The 16,885-nt window shown below is 68.6% G+C and carries 16 protein-coding genes; 9 read left to right on the top strand and 7 right to left on the bottom strand.

The window, feature by feature from the left end; genetic code table 11:
• The first annotated feature begins 12 nt into the window (after positions 1–12).
• On the top strand, positions 13–273 hold the full coding sequence (locus ATO6_RS16105; protein WP_088625045.1) for a Rho termination factor N-terminal domain-containing protein: 261 nt from the start codon (positions 13–15) through the stop codon (positions 271–273).
• On the opposite strand, the gene ATO6_RS16100 is transcribed toward ATO6_RS16105, so the two are convergent.
• Complete coding sequence (locus ATO6_RS16100) at positions 270–1,280, bottom strand: Hint domain-containing protein (protein WP_088625044.1); 1,011 nt, start codon at positions 1,278–1,280, stop codon at positions 270–272. The two genes, ATO6_RS16105 and ATO6_RS16100, sit on opposite strands and share 4 nt — an antisense overlap.
• A gap of 162 nt (positions 1,281–1,442) precedes the next feature.
• On the opposite strand from ATO6_RS16100, the gene ATO6_RS16095 reads away from it, so the two are divergent.
• From ATO6_RS16095 to ATO6_RS16085, 3 genes are all read left to right on the top strand, one after another.
• Entirely contained in the window at positions 1,443–2,225 is a 783-nt protein-coding gene (locus tag ATO6_RS16095; RefSeq protein ID WP_088625043.1) for an SDR family oxidoreductase, read from the top strand.
• Positions 2,222–3,340 (top strand): hypothetical protein, encoded by a 1,119-nt coding sequence (locus tag ATO6_RS16090; RefSeq protein WP_088625042.1) that lies wholly within the window; start codon positions 2,222–2,224, stop codon positions 3,338–3,340. The genes ATO6_RS16095 and ATO6_RS16090 overlap by 4 nt, the downstream gene beginning before the upstream one ends.
• An 80-nt stretch (positions 3,341–3,420) precedes the next feature.
• The gene (locus tag ATO6_RS16085) at positions 3,421–4,506 is read left to right on the top strand and encodes an ABC transporter ATP-binding protein (RefSeq protein WP_088625041.1); all 1,086 of its coding nucleotides are present in this window, start codon (positions 3,421–3,423) and stop codon (positions 4,504–4,506) included.
• A gap of 111 nt (positions 4,507–4,617) precedes the next feature.
• On the opposite strand, the gene ATO6_RS16080 is transcribed toward ATO6_RS16085, so the two are convergent.
• Positions 4,618–5,427 carry an oxaloacetate decarboxylase gene (locus ATO6_RS16080; RefSeq protein ID WP_088625040.1) on the bottom strand — a complete coding sequence of 270 codons (810 nt, stop codon included), beginning with the start codon at positions 5,425–5,427 and terminating at the stop codon, positions 4,618–4,620.
• Positions 5,428–5,532: 105 nt separating this feature from the next.
• Between ATO6_RS16080 and ATO6_RS16075 the strand changes: the two genes are divergently transcribed.
• Complete coding sequence (locus ATO6_RS16075; protein WP_088625039.1) at positions 5,533–6,291, top strand: metallophosphoesterase; 759 nt, start codon at positions 5,533–5,535, stop codon at positions 6,289–6,291.
• On the opposite strand, the gene ATO6_RS16070 is transcribed toward ATO6_RS16075, so the two are convergent.
• A complete protein-coding gene (locus ATO6_RS16070; protein ID WP_088625038.1) occupies positions 6,288–6,635 on the bottom strand; it encodes an MmcQ/YjbR family DNA-binding protein in 348 nt (115 codons plus the stop codon). The two genes, ATO6_RS16075 and ATO6_RS16070, sit on opposite strands and share 4 nt — an antisense overlap.
• Positions 6,636–6,839: 204 nt before the next feature.
• Here ATO6_RS16070 and cysS point away from each other — a divergent pair, with 204 nt between their 5' ends.
• Positions 6,840–8,309 carry a cysteine--tRNA ligase gene (cysS, locus tag ATO6_RS16065; RefSeq protein ID WP_088625037.1) on the top strand — a complete coding sequence of 490 codons (1,470 nt, stop codon included), beginning with the start codon at positions 6,840–6,842 and terminating at the stop codon, positions 8,307–8,309.
• Between the two features lie 244 nt (positions 8,310–8,553).
• Positions 8,554–10,203 carry a citramalate synthase gene (gene cimA, locus ATO6_RS16060; protein ID WP_088625036.1) on the top strand — a complete coding sequence of 550 codons (1,650 nt, stop codon included), beginning with the start codon at positions 8,554–8,556 and terminating at the stop codon, positions 10,201–10,203.
• A gap of 113 nt (positions 10,204–10,316) precedes the next feature.
• On the opposite strand, the gene ald is transcribed toward cimA, so the two are convergent.
• Positions 10,317–11,438, bottom strand: coding sequence for an alanine dehydrogenase (gene ald / locus ATO6_RS16055; protein WP_088625035.1), 1,122 nt, complete (start codon positions 11,436–11,438; stop codon positions 10,317–10,319).
• 204 nt (positions 11,439–11,642) lie between these two features.
• Here ald and ATO6_RS16050 point away from each other — a divergent pair, with 204 nt between their 5' ends.
• Positions 11,643–12,620 (top strand): alpha/beta hydrolase, encoded by a 978-nt coding sequence (locus tag ATO6_RS16050; protein WP_176440971.1) that lies wholly within the window; start codon positions 11,643–11,645, stop codon positions 12,618–12,620.
• A complete protein-coding gene (locus ATO6_RS16045) occupies positions 12,607–13,389 on the top strand; it encodes a squalene/phytoene synthase family protein (protein ID WP_088625033.1) in 783 nt (260 codons plus the stop codon). Before ATO6_RS16050 ends, ATO6_RS16045 begins: the two co-directional genes overlap by 14 nt.
• 5 nt (positions 13,390–13,394) lie before the next feature.
• Here ATO6_RS16045 and ATO6_RS16040 read toward each other — a convergent pair whose 3' ends face one another.
• The 3 genes from ATO6_RS16040 to cobA form a co-directional block, all read right to left on the bottom strand.
• Positions 13,395–14,603 (bottom strand): MFS transporter, encoded by a 1,209-nt coding sequence (locus ATO6_RS16040; protein ID WP_088625032.1) that lies wholly within the window; start codon positions 14,601–14,603, stop codon positions 13,395–13,397.
• Positions 14,604–14,710: 107 nt separating this feature from the next.
• Positions 14,711–15,976: a cobyrinate a,c-diamide synthase gene (locus tag ATO6_RS16035; protein ID WP_088625031.1), complete on the bottom strand. Its 1,266-nt coding sequence runs from the start codon at positions 15,974–15,976 to the stop codon at positions 14,711–14,713.
• On the bottom strand, positions 15,973–16,824 hold the full coding sequence (gene cobA / locus ATO6_RS16030) for a uroporphyrinogen-III C-methyltransferase (RefSeq protein ID WP_088625030.1): 852 nt from the start codon (positions 16,822–16,824) through the stop codon (positions 15,973–15,975). The genes ATO6_RS16035 and cobA overlap by 4 nt, the downstream gene beginning before the upstream one ends.
• Positions 16,825–16,885: the final 61 nt, after the last annotated feature.

Below are 16,885 nucleotides of genomic sequence, written 5' to 3'. Positions count from 1 at the left end.
AGAGGACACACCATGGCCAAGTCACACGGACCGTCAATCAAGGACGACGAGCTGTACGAGGACCTTCGGGACGAAGGCTATTCCAAGGAGAAGGCCGCGCGCATCGCGAATGCGAAGGCCAACCCGGATATGCACCCGTCGAAGAAGGGCGGCAAGGCGCCGCCCTACGAGCAGTGGACGAAGGACGAACTCTACGACCGGGCGAAAGAACTGGAGATCGAGGGGCGGTCCGACATGACCAAGGACGAATTGATCGCGGCGCTGCGCGATTAACGCTCCGACGCCGCCCTCAGCAACCGTGCCGCGTCCGGGCGGTCGAGCAGCGATTTCTGCACCTCGAAGTCGAAATGCGCGCGTTCGCGGTGGCCGGGCAGTGCGGCGGCGAGGCGCGCGTCCAGTTCCGGGGGCAGAGCGGGACGGGTGCGGGTGTCGACCAGCAGCGTCTCGGCGGCGATGCCTTCGGCATAGATGATCTGGTGGCTGTCGAAGAGCAGCTGGAAATACTCGACGAAGCCGCCTTCGTGCTGGGTGATCGTGTCGCCGTTCAGGAGGTGACGGGCGCGGACGAGCACTTCGTGGCGGCCGGCGCCGAGCGTGTCCTCGCGCTGGTAGATGAACAGGCGGTGGTCCGGGCTGACCAGCAGGTCGTGTTCGTTGTTCAGCGTCCCGGCGCTGATCTGGATCGGGGCGAACTCCCCGACGGCGCGGACGGTGGAATGGCCGATCCAGCGGACCTGCTGCACGCCGTCGTCGCGGGTCAGGACACGGTCGCCGACCTCGAGGTCCTCGATCGGGACCTGCATGCCGGAGGCCATCGTGATCCGGGTGCCACGCGTGAACGACACGCAGGCGACCTCGGCGAATCGGCGGAGCTGGTTCTCGGTGTCGATCCCGACCAGGCGGTAGTCGGTCCGGCGCTTGAGCGAGGCGAAGGGCAGGGCGAAGATCTCGGCCACGTGGCCGGTGCTGTCGACTTCGACCATCACAAGAACCTCGGCGGTTTCGCCGTTGTCGCCCATGAAGGTCAGGCAACTGTCGAGGTGGATCACCGCGCCGGTCGTGCCGACCTCGGTTCCCGGTCCGATGCGGATGGTGCCGTCATCCTCGGTTTCCAGTGCGATCCGCACCGGTTCGCGGGCGTTGCACCAGTAGATGTCGTCGTGGACGAGTTCGGCCGCGAAGGACAGTTCGTCCCCCATGTTGACGCCGTGTTCGACGATGATGTCGGACGCCCGGAAAACCGGGACGGACGCGGCGGGTCTGGGGGTGGCGTGGGTCATTCTGGGCCTGCTCAAATTTCCATCTGTCTCACCCTCGGATGGGGCGTTACTGTCCACCCTGGATGTGAATTGCGGCGAGAGGCAGGCGAGTTTTCGATAACTTCCGGCCAATGTCGCGAGGGAAACCGCCAAAAATTCAAGGAAATCCGGGAGGAACGGTAAATGGATCTTGGGATAAAAGGCAAGACGGCGCTGGTGTGCGCCTCGTCCAAGGGGCTGGGCAAGGGCTGCGCCATGGCGCTGGCGGCCGAGGGCGTGAACCTCGTCATCAACGCGCGCGGGGCTGACGCGCTCGAGGCGACGGCGGGCGCGATCCGGCAGGCGCACGGGGTCGAGGTGACGGCGGTGGCCGCCGACATCACCACCGAAGACGGCCGCGCCAAGGTGCTGGAGGCCTGCGGCCAGATCGACATCCTAGTCAACAACGCGGGCGGCCCGCCGCCGGGCTTCTGGCCGGACTGGGAGCGTGAGGATTTCATCAAGGCGCTCGATTCGAACATGCTCACCCCGATCGCGCTGATCAAGGCGCTGGTGCCCGGCATGATCGACCGGGGCTGGGGCCGGGTGGTCAACATCACCTCGGCCTCGGTGAAGTCCCCGATCGGGCAGCTCGGGCTGTCGAACTCGGCCCGCGCCGGTCTCACCGGCTACGTGGCAGGCACCGCGCGGCAGGTCTGCGGCAAGGGCGTCATCATGAACAACCTGCTGCCGGGCAGCCATGACACCGACCGGATCAAGTCGCTGACCCAGGCGACGATGAAGCGCGAGGGCATTTCCGAGGAGGAAGCCATCGCCAAGCGCAATGCCGCGAACCCGACCGGCCATATCGGCACGGCCGAGGATTTCGGCGCGGTCTGTGCCTTCATGTGTTCGGACTACGTGAACTTCATGGTGGGCCAGAACATCCTGCTGGATGGCGGGGCGTTCAACTCCACGATGGGATGAGCGTGGGCTATTCGCTCAAGGACCAGCTCTTCAACCCGGTCAAGGTCGCGGGCCTTGGCCGGGCACTTGCGTCCGCGTGGAGCGGGTTCGACGCGGCGGCGTTCGAGGACCGTGTCTGCGCCCGGTTCCCGGAGCTGGAGCTCAAGGCCCGCATCGCGTGGATCGCCGAGGTGCTGGACGAGATGCTGCCCGGTGATTTCGATCGCGCGGCGGGGATCATCGAAACGGCGCTTCCGCCGCCCTTGGACCCGAGCCTGCGGGATGACGACTTCGGCCAGTTCATCCATGCGCCCTATGGCGATTTCGCGGTCCGGCGCGGGCTGGAGGATCACCGGGACCGCGCGCTCGACCTGATCGTGGCGGTGACGCAGCGGTTCTCAATGGAATACGCGATCCGGCACTTCCTGAACCGCTGGCCGGATGAGACCTATGCGCGGATCGAGGGCTGGGCCGGGCATCCCCATTACCACGTCCGCAGGCTGGCGAGCGAGGGGACGCGGCCCAAGCTTCCATGGGGGATCGGGATCGTCACGCCGGTGGAACGGGCGCTGCCGGTGCTCGACCGGCTGCATGGGGACCCGACGCGGTTTGTCACGCGTTCGGTCGCCAACCATCTGAACGACATCACGAAACTGGCGCCGGACCTGGCTCTCGACCGGCTTCAGGCCTGGCAGGGGGCTGACCAGCAGCACGCGAAGGAGCTGGACTGGATGACCGGCCACGCGCTGCGCGGGATGGTCAAGGCGGGCGACGCGCGGGCGCTCGGGATGCTTGGCTTCGACCCGGAAGCGTCGGTGGAGGTGATGCTCAAGATCGCGACGCCCGAGGTCGCCATCGGCGAAGCGCTGGAATTCAGCGTGACCCTGAGCGCGCCACGGGCGCTGCCGGTGCTGGTGGACTGGGTGCTCGACTTCCCCGAGGGGACGGGGCGGCGCGGCGGCAAGGTATTCAAGCTGAAGCAGGCCAGGCTGTCCGCCGGCCATCCTCTGGTGATGACCAAGCGGCACGTGATGAAGGGCGATGCGACGACCTTCCGCCTGACGCCGGGCGTGCATCGCCTGTCCGTTCAGGTGAACGGCACGATCCGGGCCAGCGGCGAATTCGCCCTGCGCTGACACGCGCGGTTGCCTCCGTTGCGGGGCGCGGGTAAGCCTGCCGCCGAACCCGACCGTTTTCGTCGGGAGCGAGAGGCAACGTGACCGGGCAGATCCCAAGGCTGGAAATCCGCGACCTCGTGCGCCGCTTCGGCGGGCGGGCGGTGGTGGATCACGTCTCGCTCCGGGTGATGCCGGGGCAGGTGACCTGCCTGCTGGGGCCCTCCGGCTGCGGCAAATCCACGACGCTCAGGATGATCGCCGGGGTCGAGATGCAGGACGAGGGCGCGATCTGGGTGGATGGCGAACTGGTCTGCGACACCGTCTTCCGCGTCCCGCCCGAGCGGCGGCAGATCGGGCTGATGTTCCAGGACTTCGCGCTGTTCCCGCACCTGTCGGTGGCCGACAACGTGGCCTTCGGGCTGTCGGGCGACAAGGCGGCCAAACGGGCGCGCGTGGCCGAGATGCTCGAACGGGTGGATCTGGGCCGCTACATCGACGCTTGGCCGCACCAGCTGTCGGGTGGCGAACAGCAGCGCGTTGCGCTGGCCCGCGCGCTGGCGCCGAAGCCGCGGATCATGCTGATGGACGAGCCGTTCTCCGGCCTCGACAACCGCCTGCGCGACGGCATCCGCGACGCGACGCTCGACCTGCTGAAAGAGGAGGGGACCGCCGTCCTGCTGGTCACGCACGAGCCGGAAGAGGCGATGCGCATGGCCGACGACATCGCACTGATGCGCGGCGGGCGGATCGTGCAGCAGGGCGCGCCCTACAACATCTACAATGCCCCGGTCGACCTGCAGGCCGTGGCGTTCTTCAGCGACATCAACGTCATACGCGGCACGGTGCGCGGCGCGCTGACGGACACGCCCTTCGGCCAGTTCCTCGCCCCCGGCGTGCCCGACGGGGCCGAGGTCGATATCGTGATCCGTCCTCAGCATCTCAAGATCGACTTTGACCGCGACGGCCGCGGCCCGCTGCCGACCGCCTCGGACGGCACGCCCGCCCGCGGCATCGTCCAGCGCGCGCGCTTCATGGGCAACGAAAGCCTCGTCGAATTCCGCATGGACCACGACGGCTCGCTGATCCGCGCAACGGTCCCCAATGTCTTCCTGCCGCGCCCCGGCAAACCGCTCTGGCTGACAATGCGCCGCGACCGCTGTTTCGTCTTCCCCGTCCCGCGCTGACCCGCCAGCCGCTCGCCGCACCTTGCGGAGCGTCTCGCAGGTTCCCCTGCTTCATCTTGCCAAAAATATGCCGGGGGTCCGGGGGCAGAGCCCCCGGCCTCTCCGCAATGCTCAGCCGCCGAGCATCTCGTCCACGACCCGCCCCGAGACCGAGTTCTTCAGCCCCGAGAACGTCCCCTCGTCGAGGATCTCCTTCGCCGTGTCGATCAGCGCCCGGTGCGTCACCCTCGCCAGTGCCGAGCCGAGCGATATCCGCGCCACGCCCGCCCGCGCAAAATCCTCGCGGGTGTAGCTGGCCAGCACCCCGGTCGCCAGCGCGTTGACCGGGCAGTCCACGGCGGCGCAGACGGTTTCCAGATCCTCGAAGCTGCCCGGCGCCGGGATATAGACGCAATCCGCCCCCGCCGCCTCGAACGCCCGGATCCGCGCGATCGCCTCGGTCAGGTCGTAACTTCCCTGCAGCACGCCGTCCGCGCGGGCCACCAACACGAAGTCGCGCGGCAGGGTGCGGGCGGCCGCAACGGCGGCGCGGATGCGCTCGACGGCGAGGTCGCGGTCGTAGGCGCCGGAGCCGGGCAGGGCGGTGTCCTCGATCGAGATGCCGGCCAGCCCCGCCTCGGCGGCGAGGCGGACGGTTTCGGCGCAGGTGTCCGGGTCATCGCCCCAGCCGTTCTCGAAGTCGCCCGAAACGGGCAGGGGCGTCGCCGCCACGATCTCGGCGGCATGCGCCAGCGCCTGGTCGCGGGTCACGCCGCCGTCGGGCTTGCCGAAGGTGAAGGCATGGGCGGCCGAAGACGTCGCCAGCGCCTGCGCCCCGAGGGCCGCCAGAACCTTGGCCGAGCCGAGGTCCCAGGCATTGGCCAGAACGAAGGGATTGCCGCGCTGGTGCAGGGCGCGGAAGGCGGGGCCGGGATCGTGCATGGCGGTGCTCCTTGTCTGGGCGTCGGGGGCAGGGTGGCCGCGACGCCGGAACTCGGCAAGCGAAAACCGCTTCCGTCCCGGACCGGCGGGCCGTAGCGTCGCGTCATGGAAAAGTTGCCCGACCGGATCGCCCTGATCGCCGACATTCATGGAAACGCCGACGCCCTGCAGGCGGTTCTGGCCGACATGGCTGGCCGGGGCATCGGTGCGGTGCTGAACCTCGGCGATCACTTCTCGGGCCCGCTGGACGCGGCCGGCACATGGACGCAGCTTTCGGGGGCCGGATTCCACGCGCTGCGCGGCAACCATGACCGCTACCTGATCGAACAGGCGCCCGAGGCGATGTGGCCCTCGGACCGGATCGCCCATCAGGCGCTGCCGGAGGCGGCCCTCGACTGGATCCGCGCGCTGCCCGCAAGCCTTTCATTCGACGGAGTTTATGCCTGTCACGCCACGCCGCAGGACGACAACACCTACTGGTCGCACCGCGCGACCGAGGCGGGCGGCGTCACCCTGCGCGACCGGGCGGAGATCGAGCGCTTTGCCGAGGGCATCGACGCGGGGCTGATCCTCTGCGCGCACACCCATCTGCCGGTAGCGCTGCATCTCGGCGGCGGGCGGATGCTGGTCAACCCCGGCTCGGTCGGCTGTCCCGGTTACGACGACGTCGCACCCTATCCGCATGTGGTGGAGACCGGCACGCCCGACGCGTCCTACGCCGTGCTGGCCCGCGACGGCCCCCGCTGGCGCGTCACCTTCCGGCAGGTGCCCTATGACACCGCGCGGATGGTCGCCGCCGCGCGGGACAATGGCCGCGAGGCATGGGCGCGGGCGGTCGGCACGGGGTGGATCAGCGAACTCTAGCCGTCGCGGTCGTGCAGGACGGCGCGGATCGTCTTCGGCAGCTTCGACCGGATCAGGTCATAGGAGACGAACAGCCGGTCCCGCATGAAGCCTTCGTCCGAACCCCACGGGATCAGCACCCACGACCGGTGAAAGTAGGGCGCCTTCTGCGCGTCCCCGTTCTCGATCAGCATGGCGGCGAACTCCGGATCGGCGGTCTTGACCGCGACGCCCTGGTCCATCGAGCCGATACAGGCGAACATCTTGCCGCCGACCTTCCACGCATCATGCCCTCCGCCCCATGGATCGGAGACCTCGGCCCCCGGCAGGGGTTCACAGACGGAACGGACGAACGCGCGGCTCACGGGAGGATGGTGGGGCGGGACGGTATGCAAATCAAGGCTTGGCAGATGCAGGTAGGGGGAGTATGCCTTCGCCCCATGAAGACCCGCCGCATCATCATTTGCTGCATTATCGCCTGCTGACATCGTCACGCGGGCCGCTTCTTCGTTTCCACAGATGGATCAGAAAAGGCCCGCGGGGGAACCCGTGTGTAAGGACGCCTTGCTATGACCGAGATACGCCTGACGAATTCGATGACGCGGAAGAAGGAGGTCTTTCGCCCGATCGACCCGTCGAACGTGCGGATGTATGTCTGCGGGCCCACCGTCTATGACCGGGCCCATCTGGGCAACGCGCGGCCGGTGGTGGTCTTTGACGTCCTGAACCGGCTGCTGCGCCATGTTTACGGTGAGAAGGCGGTGACTTATGTCCGGAACTTCACCGACGTGGACGACAAGATCAACGCCACCGCGCAGGCCCGCAAGGCCGCGGGCGCGGCGGGATCGCTGGAGGACCTGATCCGCGAGCGGACCGAGGAGACGATCGGCTGGTATCACGCCGACATGGACGCGCTCGGCACCCTGCGCCCGGATGCGGAACCGCGGGCGACCGAGTTCATCCGCCCGATGGTCGAGATGATCGGCGGCCTGATCGAGAGCGGCCATGCCTACGAGGCCGAAGGGCACGTCCTCTTCGCCGTCGAGAGCTACGAGGACTACGGTCGCCTGTCCGGCCGCTCCGTGGACGACATGATCGCCGGTGCCCGCGTCGAGGTCGCGCCCTATAAGCGCAACCCGATGGACTTCGTGCTGTGGAAGCCGTCCTCCGACGACCTGCCGGGCTGGGACAGCCCCTGGGGGCGGGGGCGTCCGGGCTGGCACATCGAATGCTCGGCCATGAGCCACGAGTTGCTGGGCGATCACTTCGACATCCACGGCGGCGGCAACGATCTGATGTTCCCGCACCACGAGAACGAGATCGCGCAGAGCTGCTGCGCCCATCCCGGCGCGGGCTTCGCCAACGTCTGGCTGCACAACGAGATGCTGCAGGTCGAAGGCAAGAAGATGTCCAAGTCGCTGGGCAACTTCTTCACGGTGCGCGACCTGCTGGACCAGGGCGTGCCGGGCGAGGTGATCCGGTTCGTGTTCCTCGGGACGCATTACCGGAAGCCGATGGACTGGACGGCACGCCGCAAAGAGGAGGCCCATCAGCACCTTTTGGCTTGGCGACGCCTTCGCCGGTCGCAACTCACAAAGCCCCTGACCGAACAGGAGCGAATGGACCACTTGGACCCAGCGGTGCTTGCAGCGGTGGCAGATGACCTCAACACGTCCGATGCGTTGAAACGCCTCCATGAATTGGCTGCAGAGGCCAGGAAAAGTGGAGTCGATAGCGTTCAGATGAAGACGTTCGTCGCCAATGTGGAGTTCCTTGGTTTCGGTGAACTGACGTTGAAAGACCATAGCATCAGGAAATCGCTGGAGCGCGCATTCACGGAGGTCGATTTGAAGAGCCTTTCTGCCGCACTGGAAGAGGCGCGCGAGGCCGCGATGGCGTCGAAGGATTTCAGCCGGGTCGACGCGTTGAAGGCCGGGCTTGTCGCGGCGGGAGTCGAGGTCCGGATGTCGAAGGAAGGCGTCGAACTTATCCCCGGCCCGGATTTCGACGCCGCGAAGCTGGAGGGGCTGGCAAGATGACTTTCACACAAGGCAATCCCAAACCTGTCCTGCCGCCGCTCCGAACTGACAACGCGAGCCGCGCGGTGCATGCCCGTGGGGATGCGCAGCCAACGACTGAACCGCGCGCTTTATGGCGCCGTGGCAGCGACCACGCCAATGGTTCGCGCGCGGGCGACAAAGCGCATACCCGCCGGGACGGGCATGCGCTGCGCGGCGGCTTCGCCTTGATTCCGCGCGGGGCGCGCGTGTGGGGAGACCTCTCATGACCAAAGACCGCCTCTACCTCTACGACACCACCCTCCGTGACGGACAGCAGACGCAGGGCGTACAGTTCTCCACCCCCGAGAAAATCCGCATCGCCGAGGCACTGGACCGGCTCGGCGTCGACTATATCGAGGGCGGCTGGCCGGGCGCGAACCCGACCGACAGCGCCTTCTTCGACGCGGCCCCGGCGACGCGGGCCAGGATGACCGCCTTCGGCATGACCAAGCGCGCGGGCCGGTCGGTCGAGAATGACGACGTCCTCGCCGCCGTGATGAACGCGGGCACCGGGACCGTCTGCCTCGTCGGCAAGACCCACGATTTCCACGTCACCACCGCGCTCGGCATCACGCTGGACGAAAACGTGGACACCATCCGCGATTCCATCGCCCACCTCGTGGCGCACGGCCGCGAGGCGCTGTTCGACGCCGAGCATTTCTTCGATGGCTGGAAGGCCAACCGCGCCTATGCGCTGGAGTGCATCCGGGCGGCGCACGAGGCCGGTGCCCGGTGGATCGTGCTCTGCGACACCAATGGCGGCACGCTGCCGGCCGAGATCGGGCGCATCGTGTCCGAGGTCATCGCCGAAGGCATCCCCGGCGACCGTCTGGGCATCCACACCCACAACGACACGGCCAACGCGGTGGCGGGCAGCCTCGCGGCGGTGGATGCGGGGGCGCGCCAGATCCAGGGCACGCTGAACGGGCTGGGCGAGCGCTGCGGCAACGCCAATCTCGTCACGCTGATCCCGACGCTGATGCTCAAGGAGCCCTACCGCAGCCGCTACGACATCGGGGTCACGCCGGAGGCGCTGCGATCCCTCACCGCCGTCTCGCGCCAGCTCGACGACATCCTGAACCGCGTGCCGACCCGGCAGGCGCCCTATGTCGGCGCCTCGGCCTTCGCGCACAAGGCGGGGCTGCACGCGAGCGCGATCCTCAAGGCGCCGGAGACCTACGAACACATCGACCCGGCCCTCGTCGGCAACGAACGCGTCATCCCGATGTCGAACCAGGCCGGCCAGTCGAACCTGCGCCGCCGCCTCAGCGAGGCCGGGATCGAGGTCGGCGCCAAGGACCCGGCCCTCGGCCGCCTGCTGAGCGAGGTGAAGGAGCGCGAGGACCGCGGCTACACCTACGACAGCGCACAGGCCAGCTTCGAACTGCTGGCGCGCGAGGAACTGGGCGACATGCCCCGCTTCTTCGAGGTGGAACGCTACCGCGTCACGGTCGAGCGCCGCCGGAACGCCGCCGGCAAGCGGGTCAGCCTGTCCGAGGCGGTGGTGGTGATCGAGGTCGACGGCGAACGCCGCATGTCGGTCAGCGAAAGTGTGGACGATACCGGCTCCGACCGCGGTCCCGTCAACGCGCTGTCCAAGGCGCTCGCCAAGGATCTGGGCCCGCTGCAGGAGATGATCGCCGACATGCACCTCGTCGACTTCAAGGTGCGGATCACGCAGGGCGGCACCGAGGCCGTCACGCGGGTCATCATCGACAGCGAGGACGCGGCGGGCCGCCGCTGGTCCACGGTCGGCGTCTCGCCCAACATAGTCGACGCCAGCTTCGAGGCCCTGACCGACGCGATCCGCTGGAAGCTGCTGCGCGAAACGAAAGCCGCCGCGACCCCTGAGAAGCAGACCGAACCCACCTGACCGCGCGCCGCACCTTGCGGAGCGTCTCGCAGGTCCCCTGCTTCTTCTGGTCAAAAATACTTCGGGGGTCCGGGGGCAGAGCCCCCGGCCTCCACGCCGGACCGACGCCCCGGTCAGGCGACCTTCAGTGCCTCCTCGGGCGGATGATACGCATACCCCAGATCCCGCGCGACCGCCTCGTAGGTCACCATCCCGCCCAGAACGTTCAACCCGGCGCGCAGATGCGGATCGCGGGTCAGCGCCACCGACAACCCGTGATCGGCCAGCGCCAGCGCGTGGGGCAGGGTGGCGTTGTTAAGCGCATAGGTCGAGGTCCGCGCCACGCCGCCCGGCATGTTGGCGACGCAGTAGTGGACCACGCCCTCGACCACGTAGGTCGGATCGGAATGGGTCGTCGGGCGCGAGGTCTCGAAGCAACCGCCCTGGTCGATGGCCACGTCCACCACCACCGCGCCGTCGGCCATGCCCCTGAGCATGTCGCGCGTCACCAGCTTGGGGGCCGCCGCGCCGGGGATCAGCACCGCGCCGATGACGAGGTCCGCCGCCGCCACTTCGGCCTTCAGCAGCGCGCGGGCGGAATGCAGCGTGCGCACCCGCCCATTGAAGTGCGTGTCGATCCGCTCCAGCACATCCGCCGAACGGTCGAGCACCGTGACCTCGGCCCCGAGCCCCACGGCCATCTGCGCCGCGTTGAAGCCGACCACGCCGCCGCCGATCACCACCACGCGGCCCGGCGCGACGCCCGGCACACCGCCGAGCAAAGTGCCGCGCCCGCCATGTGCCTTCTCCAGCGCGGTCGCGCCCGCCTGGATCGACATCCGTCCGGCGACCTGGCTCATCGGTTTCAGCAGCGGCAGGCCGCCGCCGGGACCGGTCACCGTTTCATAGGCCACGCAGGCCGCGCCGGAATTGACAAGGTCGCGGGTCTGCTCCGGGTCGGCAGCGAGGTGGAGGTAGGTATAGAGGATCTGGCCGGGCCGCAGCATTGCCCGTTCGTTCGCCTGCGGCTCCTTCACCTTCACCACCATTTCGGACCGGGCAAAGACCTCGGCCGCATCCGCCGCGATCTGTGCGCCCGCCGCGATATAGGCGGTGTCCGGTGCGCCGATGCCCGCGCCCGCGCCGGTCTCGATCAGGACAGCGTGGCCATGCGCGACCAGTTCCGCCGCGCTTTCAGGCGTCAGGCCGACGCGGTATTCGTGGGTCTTGATTTCCTTGGGGCAACCGATCTGCATGGGGTCTCCTCCGATACGTTGTAACGCAATGAAATCATCGGCCTGATCGAAAAGCCGTGCAAGTTGGTCGGCCTGATGTCCTTTCGGGGAAGAAATTTGCGCAGAGTCGCTCAAGTGTCGAAGATTCTTCCTCCCGGCCTTTCGCAGGTGCAGCAGGGTTGCGGAATCGGCCGGGACGGGCGAGGGCTGTCGCCGGAGACACATATGATCGTCAAACTGCTCATCTCTCTCGCCCTGCTGGTGATCGTGCCCGGCATCATCGCGCTCGGGCTGATCCTGTCGCAGTCGCCGGATGACCGGGCCGCCACGGGCGGGCTGGACTTCTCGCGCATCACTGGCGGCGGGGCCGCGCCACTGGCCACAATGCCCGTCACCATGCGCGACGGAACGGCGCTGTCGGTCAGGCATCTGCCGGGGCCAGCGGGCGCGCCGTTGCTGGTTCTGGTGCATGGCTCTGGCTGGCATGGCGGACAGTTCGACGCGCTTGCCCGCGCGCTGGAGGGGCAGGCGCAGATTGTCGTGCCGGACCTGCGCGGCCATGGCGCCGATCCGGTGCGCCGGGGGGATGTCGACTATATCGGCCAGTTCGAGGACGATCTCGCCGACCTGATCGCCGCCGTCCATCGCGACGGGCGACAAGTGGTCCTGGCCGGGCATTCCTCGGGCGGTGGGCTGGTGGTGCGTTTCGCGGGTGGCGCCTATGGCGGGATGATCGACGGCGCGGTGCTGATGGCGCCGTTCCTGAAATACAACGCGCCTGTGACCCGGCCCAATTCCGGGGGCTGGGCGCGGCCCCTGACACGGCGGATCATCGGGCTGACCATGCTGAACGCGGTCGGCATCCGAGTGCTGAACCATCTGACGGCGATCCAGTTCAACATGCCGCAGGCCGTTCTGGACGGCCCGCAGGGGCATCTTGCGACGACCGCCTATTCCTACCGGCTGAACACCTCCTACGCCCCGCGCGGCGACTACCTGAAGGACGTGGCCGCCCTGCCGCCGTTCCTGCTGATCGCGGGGACCGGGGACGAGGCTTTCGTCGCCGAAGGGTATGAGCCGCTGATGTCCGGCGTGACGGACAAAGGGCGGTACGAACTGATCGAAGCGGCGGGGCACCTCGACGTGGTGCCGCGGCCCGAGACGGCAGAGCTGATAGGCGGGTTTCTGAATGGCTTCCGTTGAGTTTGACACCAACCTGACCTCCTGCGCGCAGATCGTGGAGCGCGCCGACCCGCACCGGTTCCGTGCGGCGATGGTGGCGCCGGTCGAGGCGCGGGTGAAGCTTTTCCCGCTCTACGCCTTCAACGTGGAAGTCGCCCGCGCCCCGTGGGTCACAAAGGAGGCGATGATCGCCGAGATGCGCCTGCAATGGTGGCGCGATGCGCTGGAGGAGATCGCGTCAGGCGGCCAGGTCCGGCGGCACGAGGTCGTGACGCCGCTGTCGCGCGCCCTGGAGGCCGAGGGCGCGCGGCTGCTCGACGGGTTGATCGAGGCGCGGCGGACCGATCTGGAACACGCGCCATTCGGCGAGGCGTCGGAGCTCTGGTCCTATCTCGACGCCACCTCCGGGCTGCTGATGCAGGTCGCGGCGCGGATGCTTGGCGCGCAGGGCGGCGGCGAGGCGGCGGCGCGCAAGGCGGGCACGGCGCTTGGCCTTGCGAACTGGTTCCGGGCGATCCCGGCGCTGGAAGAGGCGGGCCGCCATCCGCTGCCCGACGGGCGGCCCGAGGCGGTGGCGGCGCTGGCGACACAGGCGCTCGGGATGCTGGCCGAGACGCGGCGTCAGCGCGCGGCGATTCCGGCGGCGGCCATGTTGCCGCTTGCGGGGGCGGTGGCGGTGCTGAAACAGGCGGCGCGCCGTCCAGGAGACGTGGCCGCGGGATTGCTGGAGCCGGGGGCCTTCCGGGACCGCGCCGCGATGGCGTGGCAGGCGGCGACCGGACGCTGGTGAGGCGGTCAGGCCGGGACTTCGTCCTTGGGCCGCAGCATCAGCCAGATCAGCGCACCACCGGCCAGCACGAGGAACGGCGCCATGGCGAGGTTCACGGCCGTCCAGCCCTCGACCGGGTTGCCGCCGGAACAGTTCATCAGCCCGCCCGAGGCGAAGGACGCCAGCGTCACGCCGCCGAAGACGATCAGGTCGTTCAGCCCCTGCACGCGCCCGCGTTCATCCGCGGTGTGCGATCCGGCCAGCATCGTGGTCGCGCCGATGAAGCCGAAGTTCCAGCCGATGCCCAGCAGGACCAGCGCGACAAAGAAGTTTTCCAGCGCCACGCCGGAGAGTGCGACGGCGCCCGCGGCGGCGAGGATCGCCAGGCCGGCGGCCATGATCCGTTCGGTGCCGAAGCGGGCGATCAGGTGGCCGGTGAAGAAGCTCGGCACGAACATCGCCAGCACGTGGCTCGACACGACGTCGGCGGCGTTGGCCTTGTCATAGCCGCAGCCGACCACCGCCAGCGGCGTCGAGGTCATGACGAGGTTCATCAGCGCGTAGGAGACCATGGCGCAGATCACCGCCACCGCGATACGCGGGGTGGCCAGCAGTTCGCGCCGGGTCCGGCCGCGCGGGGCGTCCGGCGCGGGGGCGGGCGGTTTCGGGATGTCGAGGACGAGGAACAGCAGCGATCCGACCACGTTCAGCGTGATGACGGCCAGGTAGGTCCCCATGAAGGGCACCACCATCGCGTCCGCCGTCACCTTGACCAGCTGCGGCCCGATGATCGCCGAGGCGAGGCCGCCCGCCATGACGTAGGAGATCGCCTTGGGCCGGAATTCGTCCGAGGCGGTGTCGGCGGCGGCGAAGCGGTAGAAGCCGTGCGCCGACATGTAGACGCCGGTCAGCAGGCTGCCGAGCAGGAAGATCGGGAAGGATGCGGTATAGAGCCCGTAAGCCCCGACCAGCCCCCCAAGCGTACCGCCGAGCGTGCCCAGCCAGAACCCGGCGCGGCGGCCGTATTTCTGCATCACCGCCGACATCGGAGTGGCCATCAGCATGGAGCCCATGACGATCATCGAGATCGGCATGGTGGCGAAACAGATGTTCGAGGCGAGCGACTGGCCCGCCAGACCGCCGATGGTAAAGATCATCGGCATCTGGGATCCGAGGATCGCCTGGGCCAGAACCAGCACGGTCACGTTGCGCCTCGCGCGGGAATCTTGGCTCATATGGAGGATCCTGCATGTCTTCGGCCAAGCGGTAGTCCCGGCGCGTGGCCGGTGCAAGTGACGAAGCGTCGCCCGGACAGTGCGGTGGCGCACAGTCGCGCAGGCGGTCAGGGGGCGGCGCGGTCGATGACGTTGGCGAACGAGCCCGAGACGTGCCCCTTGCGCAGGCCCATCGGTGGCAGCGCGGCGCCGGTGGCGTCGTGGGCGGCGTAGAGCGGATCGCCCTCGGCGCGCAGGGTGGTGGCCGCATGATGCTCATGCGCCGTCAGGTGGCCGCCGAAGGGCCCGCCCAGATCGGTCAGGTGCCGGTAGCCGAGGTGCAGGCGCGGCGTGGCGAATGAAACGTCGAGGTCCAGCAGGTCCGCCATCCGGTGCGTCGCGCCCGTCGCGTCGGTGAGCGACCGGCCAAGGGCCATGTAGCCACCGCCCTCGCCATGGACCGGCACGCTTTCGGCGGCGCGGTGCAGGCTCTTCACGAAGATCCCGTTTTCGGCCATCCGCCCCGCGTGATCCTGGACCGGTCCGCCAGGCAGGTAGATGAACCCGGCATCGGGCACCTTTTCGTTGGCCAGAGGCGAGAAATGGACGATCTCGGCCCCGGCGCGCCGCCAGTCGGCGAGGATATGCGGATAGGTCTGGACGAAGGCGGCGTCGCGGGCCACCGCGATGCGCTGCGCGGGCGGTGTCAGCCGGGTGTCCGACCTGCGCGTCGCATGCGGCGCGGCAAGGGCCAGCAGTCCGTCGATATCCGTGCCCTCGGCCACCCATTCTGCCGCGCGGTTCAGGACCGCCTCCAGATCCGCGCGCTCATCCGCCTGCAGCGGGCCGGTTCGTCGCGGCATGGCGATCCCGGAATGCCGGGGCAGGGCGCCCAGCACGGTCAGTCCGGCCGCTTTCAGCGCGCCGCGCAGCATCGCCTCGTGCGGGGGGGACCCAACGTTGTTGAGGATCACGCCCTCTATTCGAACGTTGGGATCGTGCTTTGCAAATCCGGTGCAAAGCGGCGCGACCGACTGCGCCATCCGGCCGGCATCGACGATCAGAACCACCGGCAGGCGCAGCATCCGCGCCAGGTCCGCCACCGCGCCGCGCCCGTCCGGCGCGCCGTCGAACAGCCCGGCGGCCCCCTCGATCAGCAGCAGTTCCGGGCCGGAGGCCAGCTCGCGGATCCGCTCGGGCGACATCGCCCATGCGTCGAGGTTGTGGCAGATGCGCCCGCAGGCGACCTCGTGCAGACGCGGGTCGACGTGATCGGGACCGGACTTCGCGCCGCGGATGTCGTGACCGGTCAGCGTCAGGTGCCGCAGCAGCGCCAGTGTCACGGTCGACAGGCCGGCCCCCGATGCGGGCGCGGCGAATATCAGTGCTGTCATGATGCCTCGGCCGGCCGTCCGCGTCCCAGCGGATCGAGGTCGCGCGGCGCCTCGCCCCGTGCCAGCGCCTGCCAGTCCAGCACCTGCCGCATCAGGACCGAGCGTCCGACGCAGAGGATTGCCGGCGGTTCCAACTCGGCGGCGGCGATGTCCGCCGCCATCCGGCCCAGCGTGGTTTCCAGCACCCGTTCGTCCGGGGTGGTGGCCGCGCAGACAACCGCGCAGGGTTCGTCCGCCGGGCGACCTGCCGCCAGCAGGTCCGCCGCGATCCGTTCCACGTGTTTCATGCCCATGTAGATCACGATCACCTGCGACCCGTCCGAGATCGCGCGCCAGTTCAGCGAGCTTGGCGTCGCGCCGGTCTGGTCATGCCCGGTGACGAAGGTCACCGACTGGTTCACGTCGCGGTGCGTGACCGGGATGCCGGCATAGGCCAGCCCGCCGATCCCCGCGCTGATGCCGGGGATAATGCGCACGTAGACGCCATGCTGGATCAGGGTCTGCGCCTCTTCCCCGCCGCGTCCGAAAACGAAGGGATCGCCGCCCTTCAGCCGCAGCACACGCTTGCCCGCGCGGGCGAGGTCCACGAGCCGGAGAGAGATGTCGCGCTGCTTGGCCGAAGGTTTGCCGCCGCGCTTGCCGGCGTAGATATGTTCGGCCTGCGGCGCCCAGTCGAGGATCGTCTTCTGCACGAGCGCGTCGTAGACCACCACGTCGGCCTGCCGCAGCCCGTTGAGGGCGTGCAGGGTCAGCAGGCCCGGATCGCCGGGCCCCGCACCGCAGAGCCAGACCCATCCGGGTTCGAGCACCGGCCAGCCGCCGGGCGGAGTGGGAAGTGATTCGGTCATGTCGCACTATATGCGCACGACGGGCCGCGTGCGAAAGGGGTGGGACCGGATCGGCCGGATC

The organism is Oceanicola sp. 22II-s10i (genome assembly GCF_002210105.1).
In the GTDB taxonomy this organism is placed as follows: domain Bacteria; phylum Pseudomonadota; class Alphaproteobacteria; order Rhodobacterales; family Rhodobacteraceae; genus Pseudooceanicola.
The sequence above is the reverse complement of the archived record's forward strand: the minus strand, read 5'-3'. Positions and strand labels throughout refer to the sequence as shown.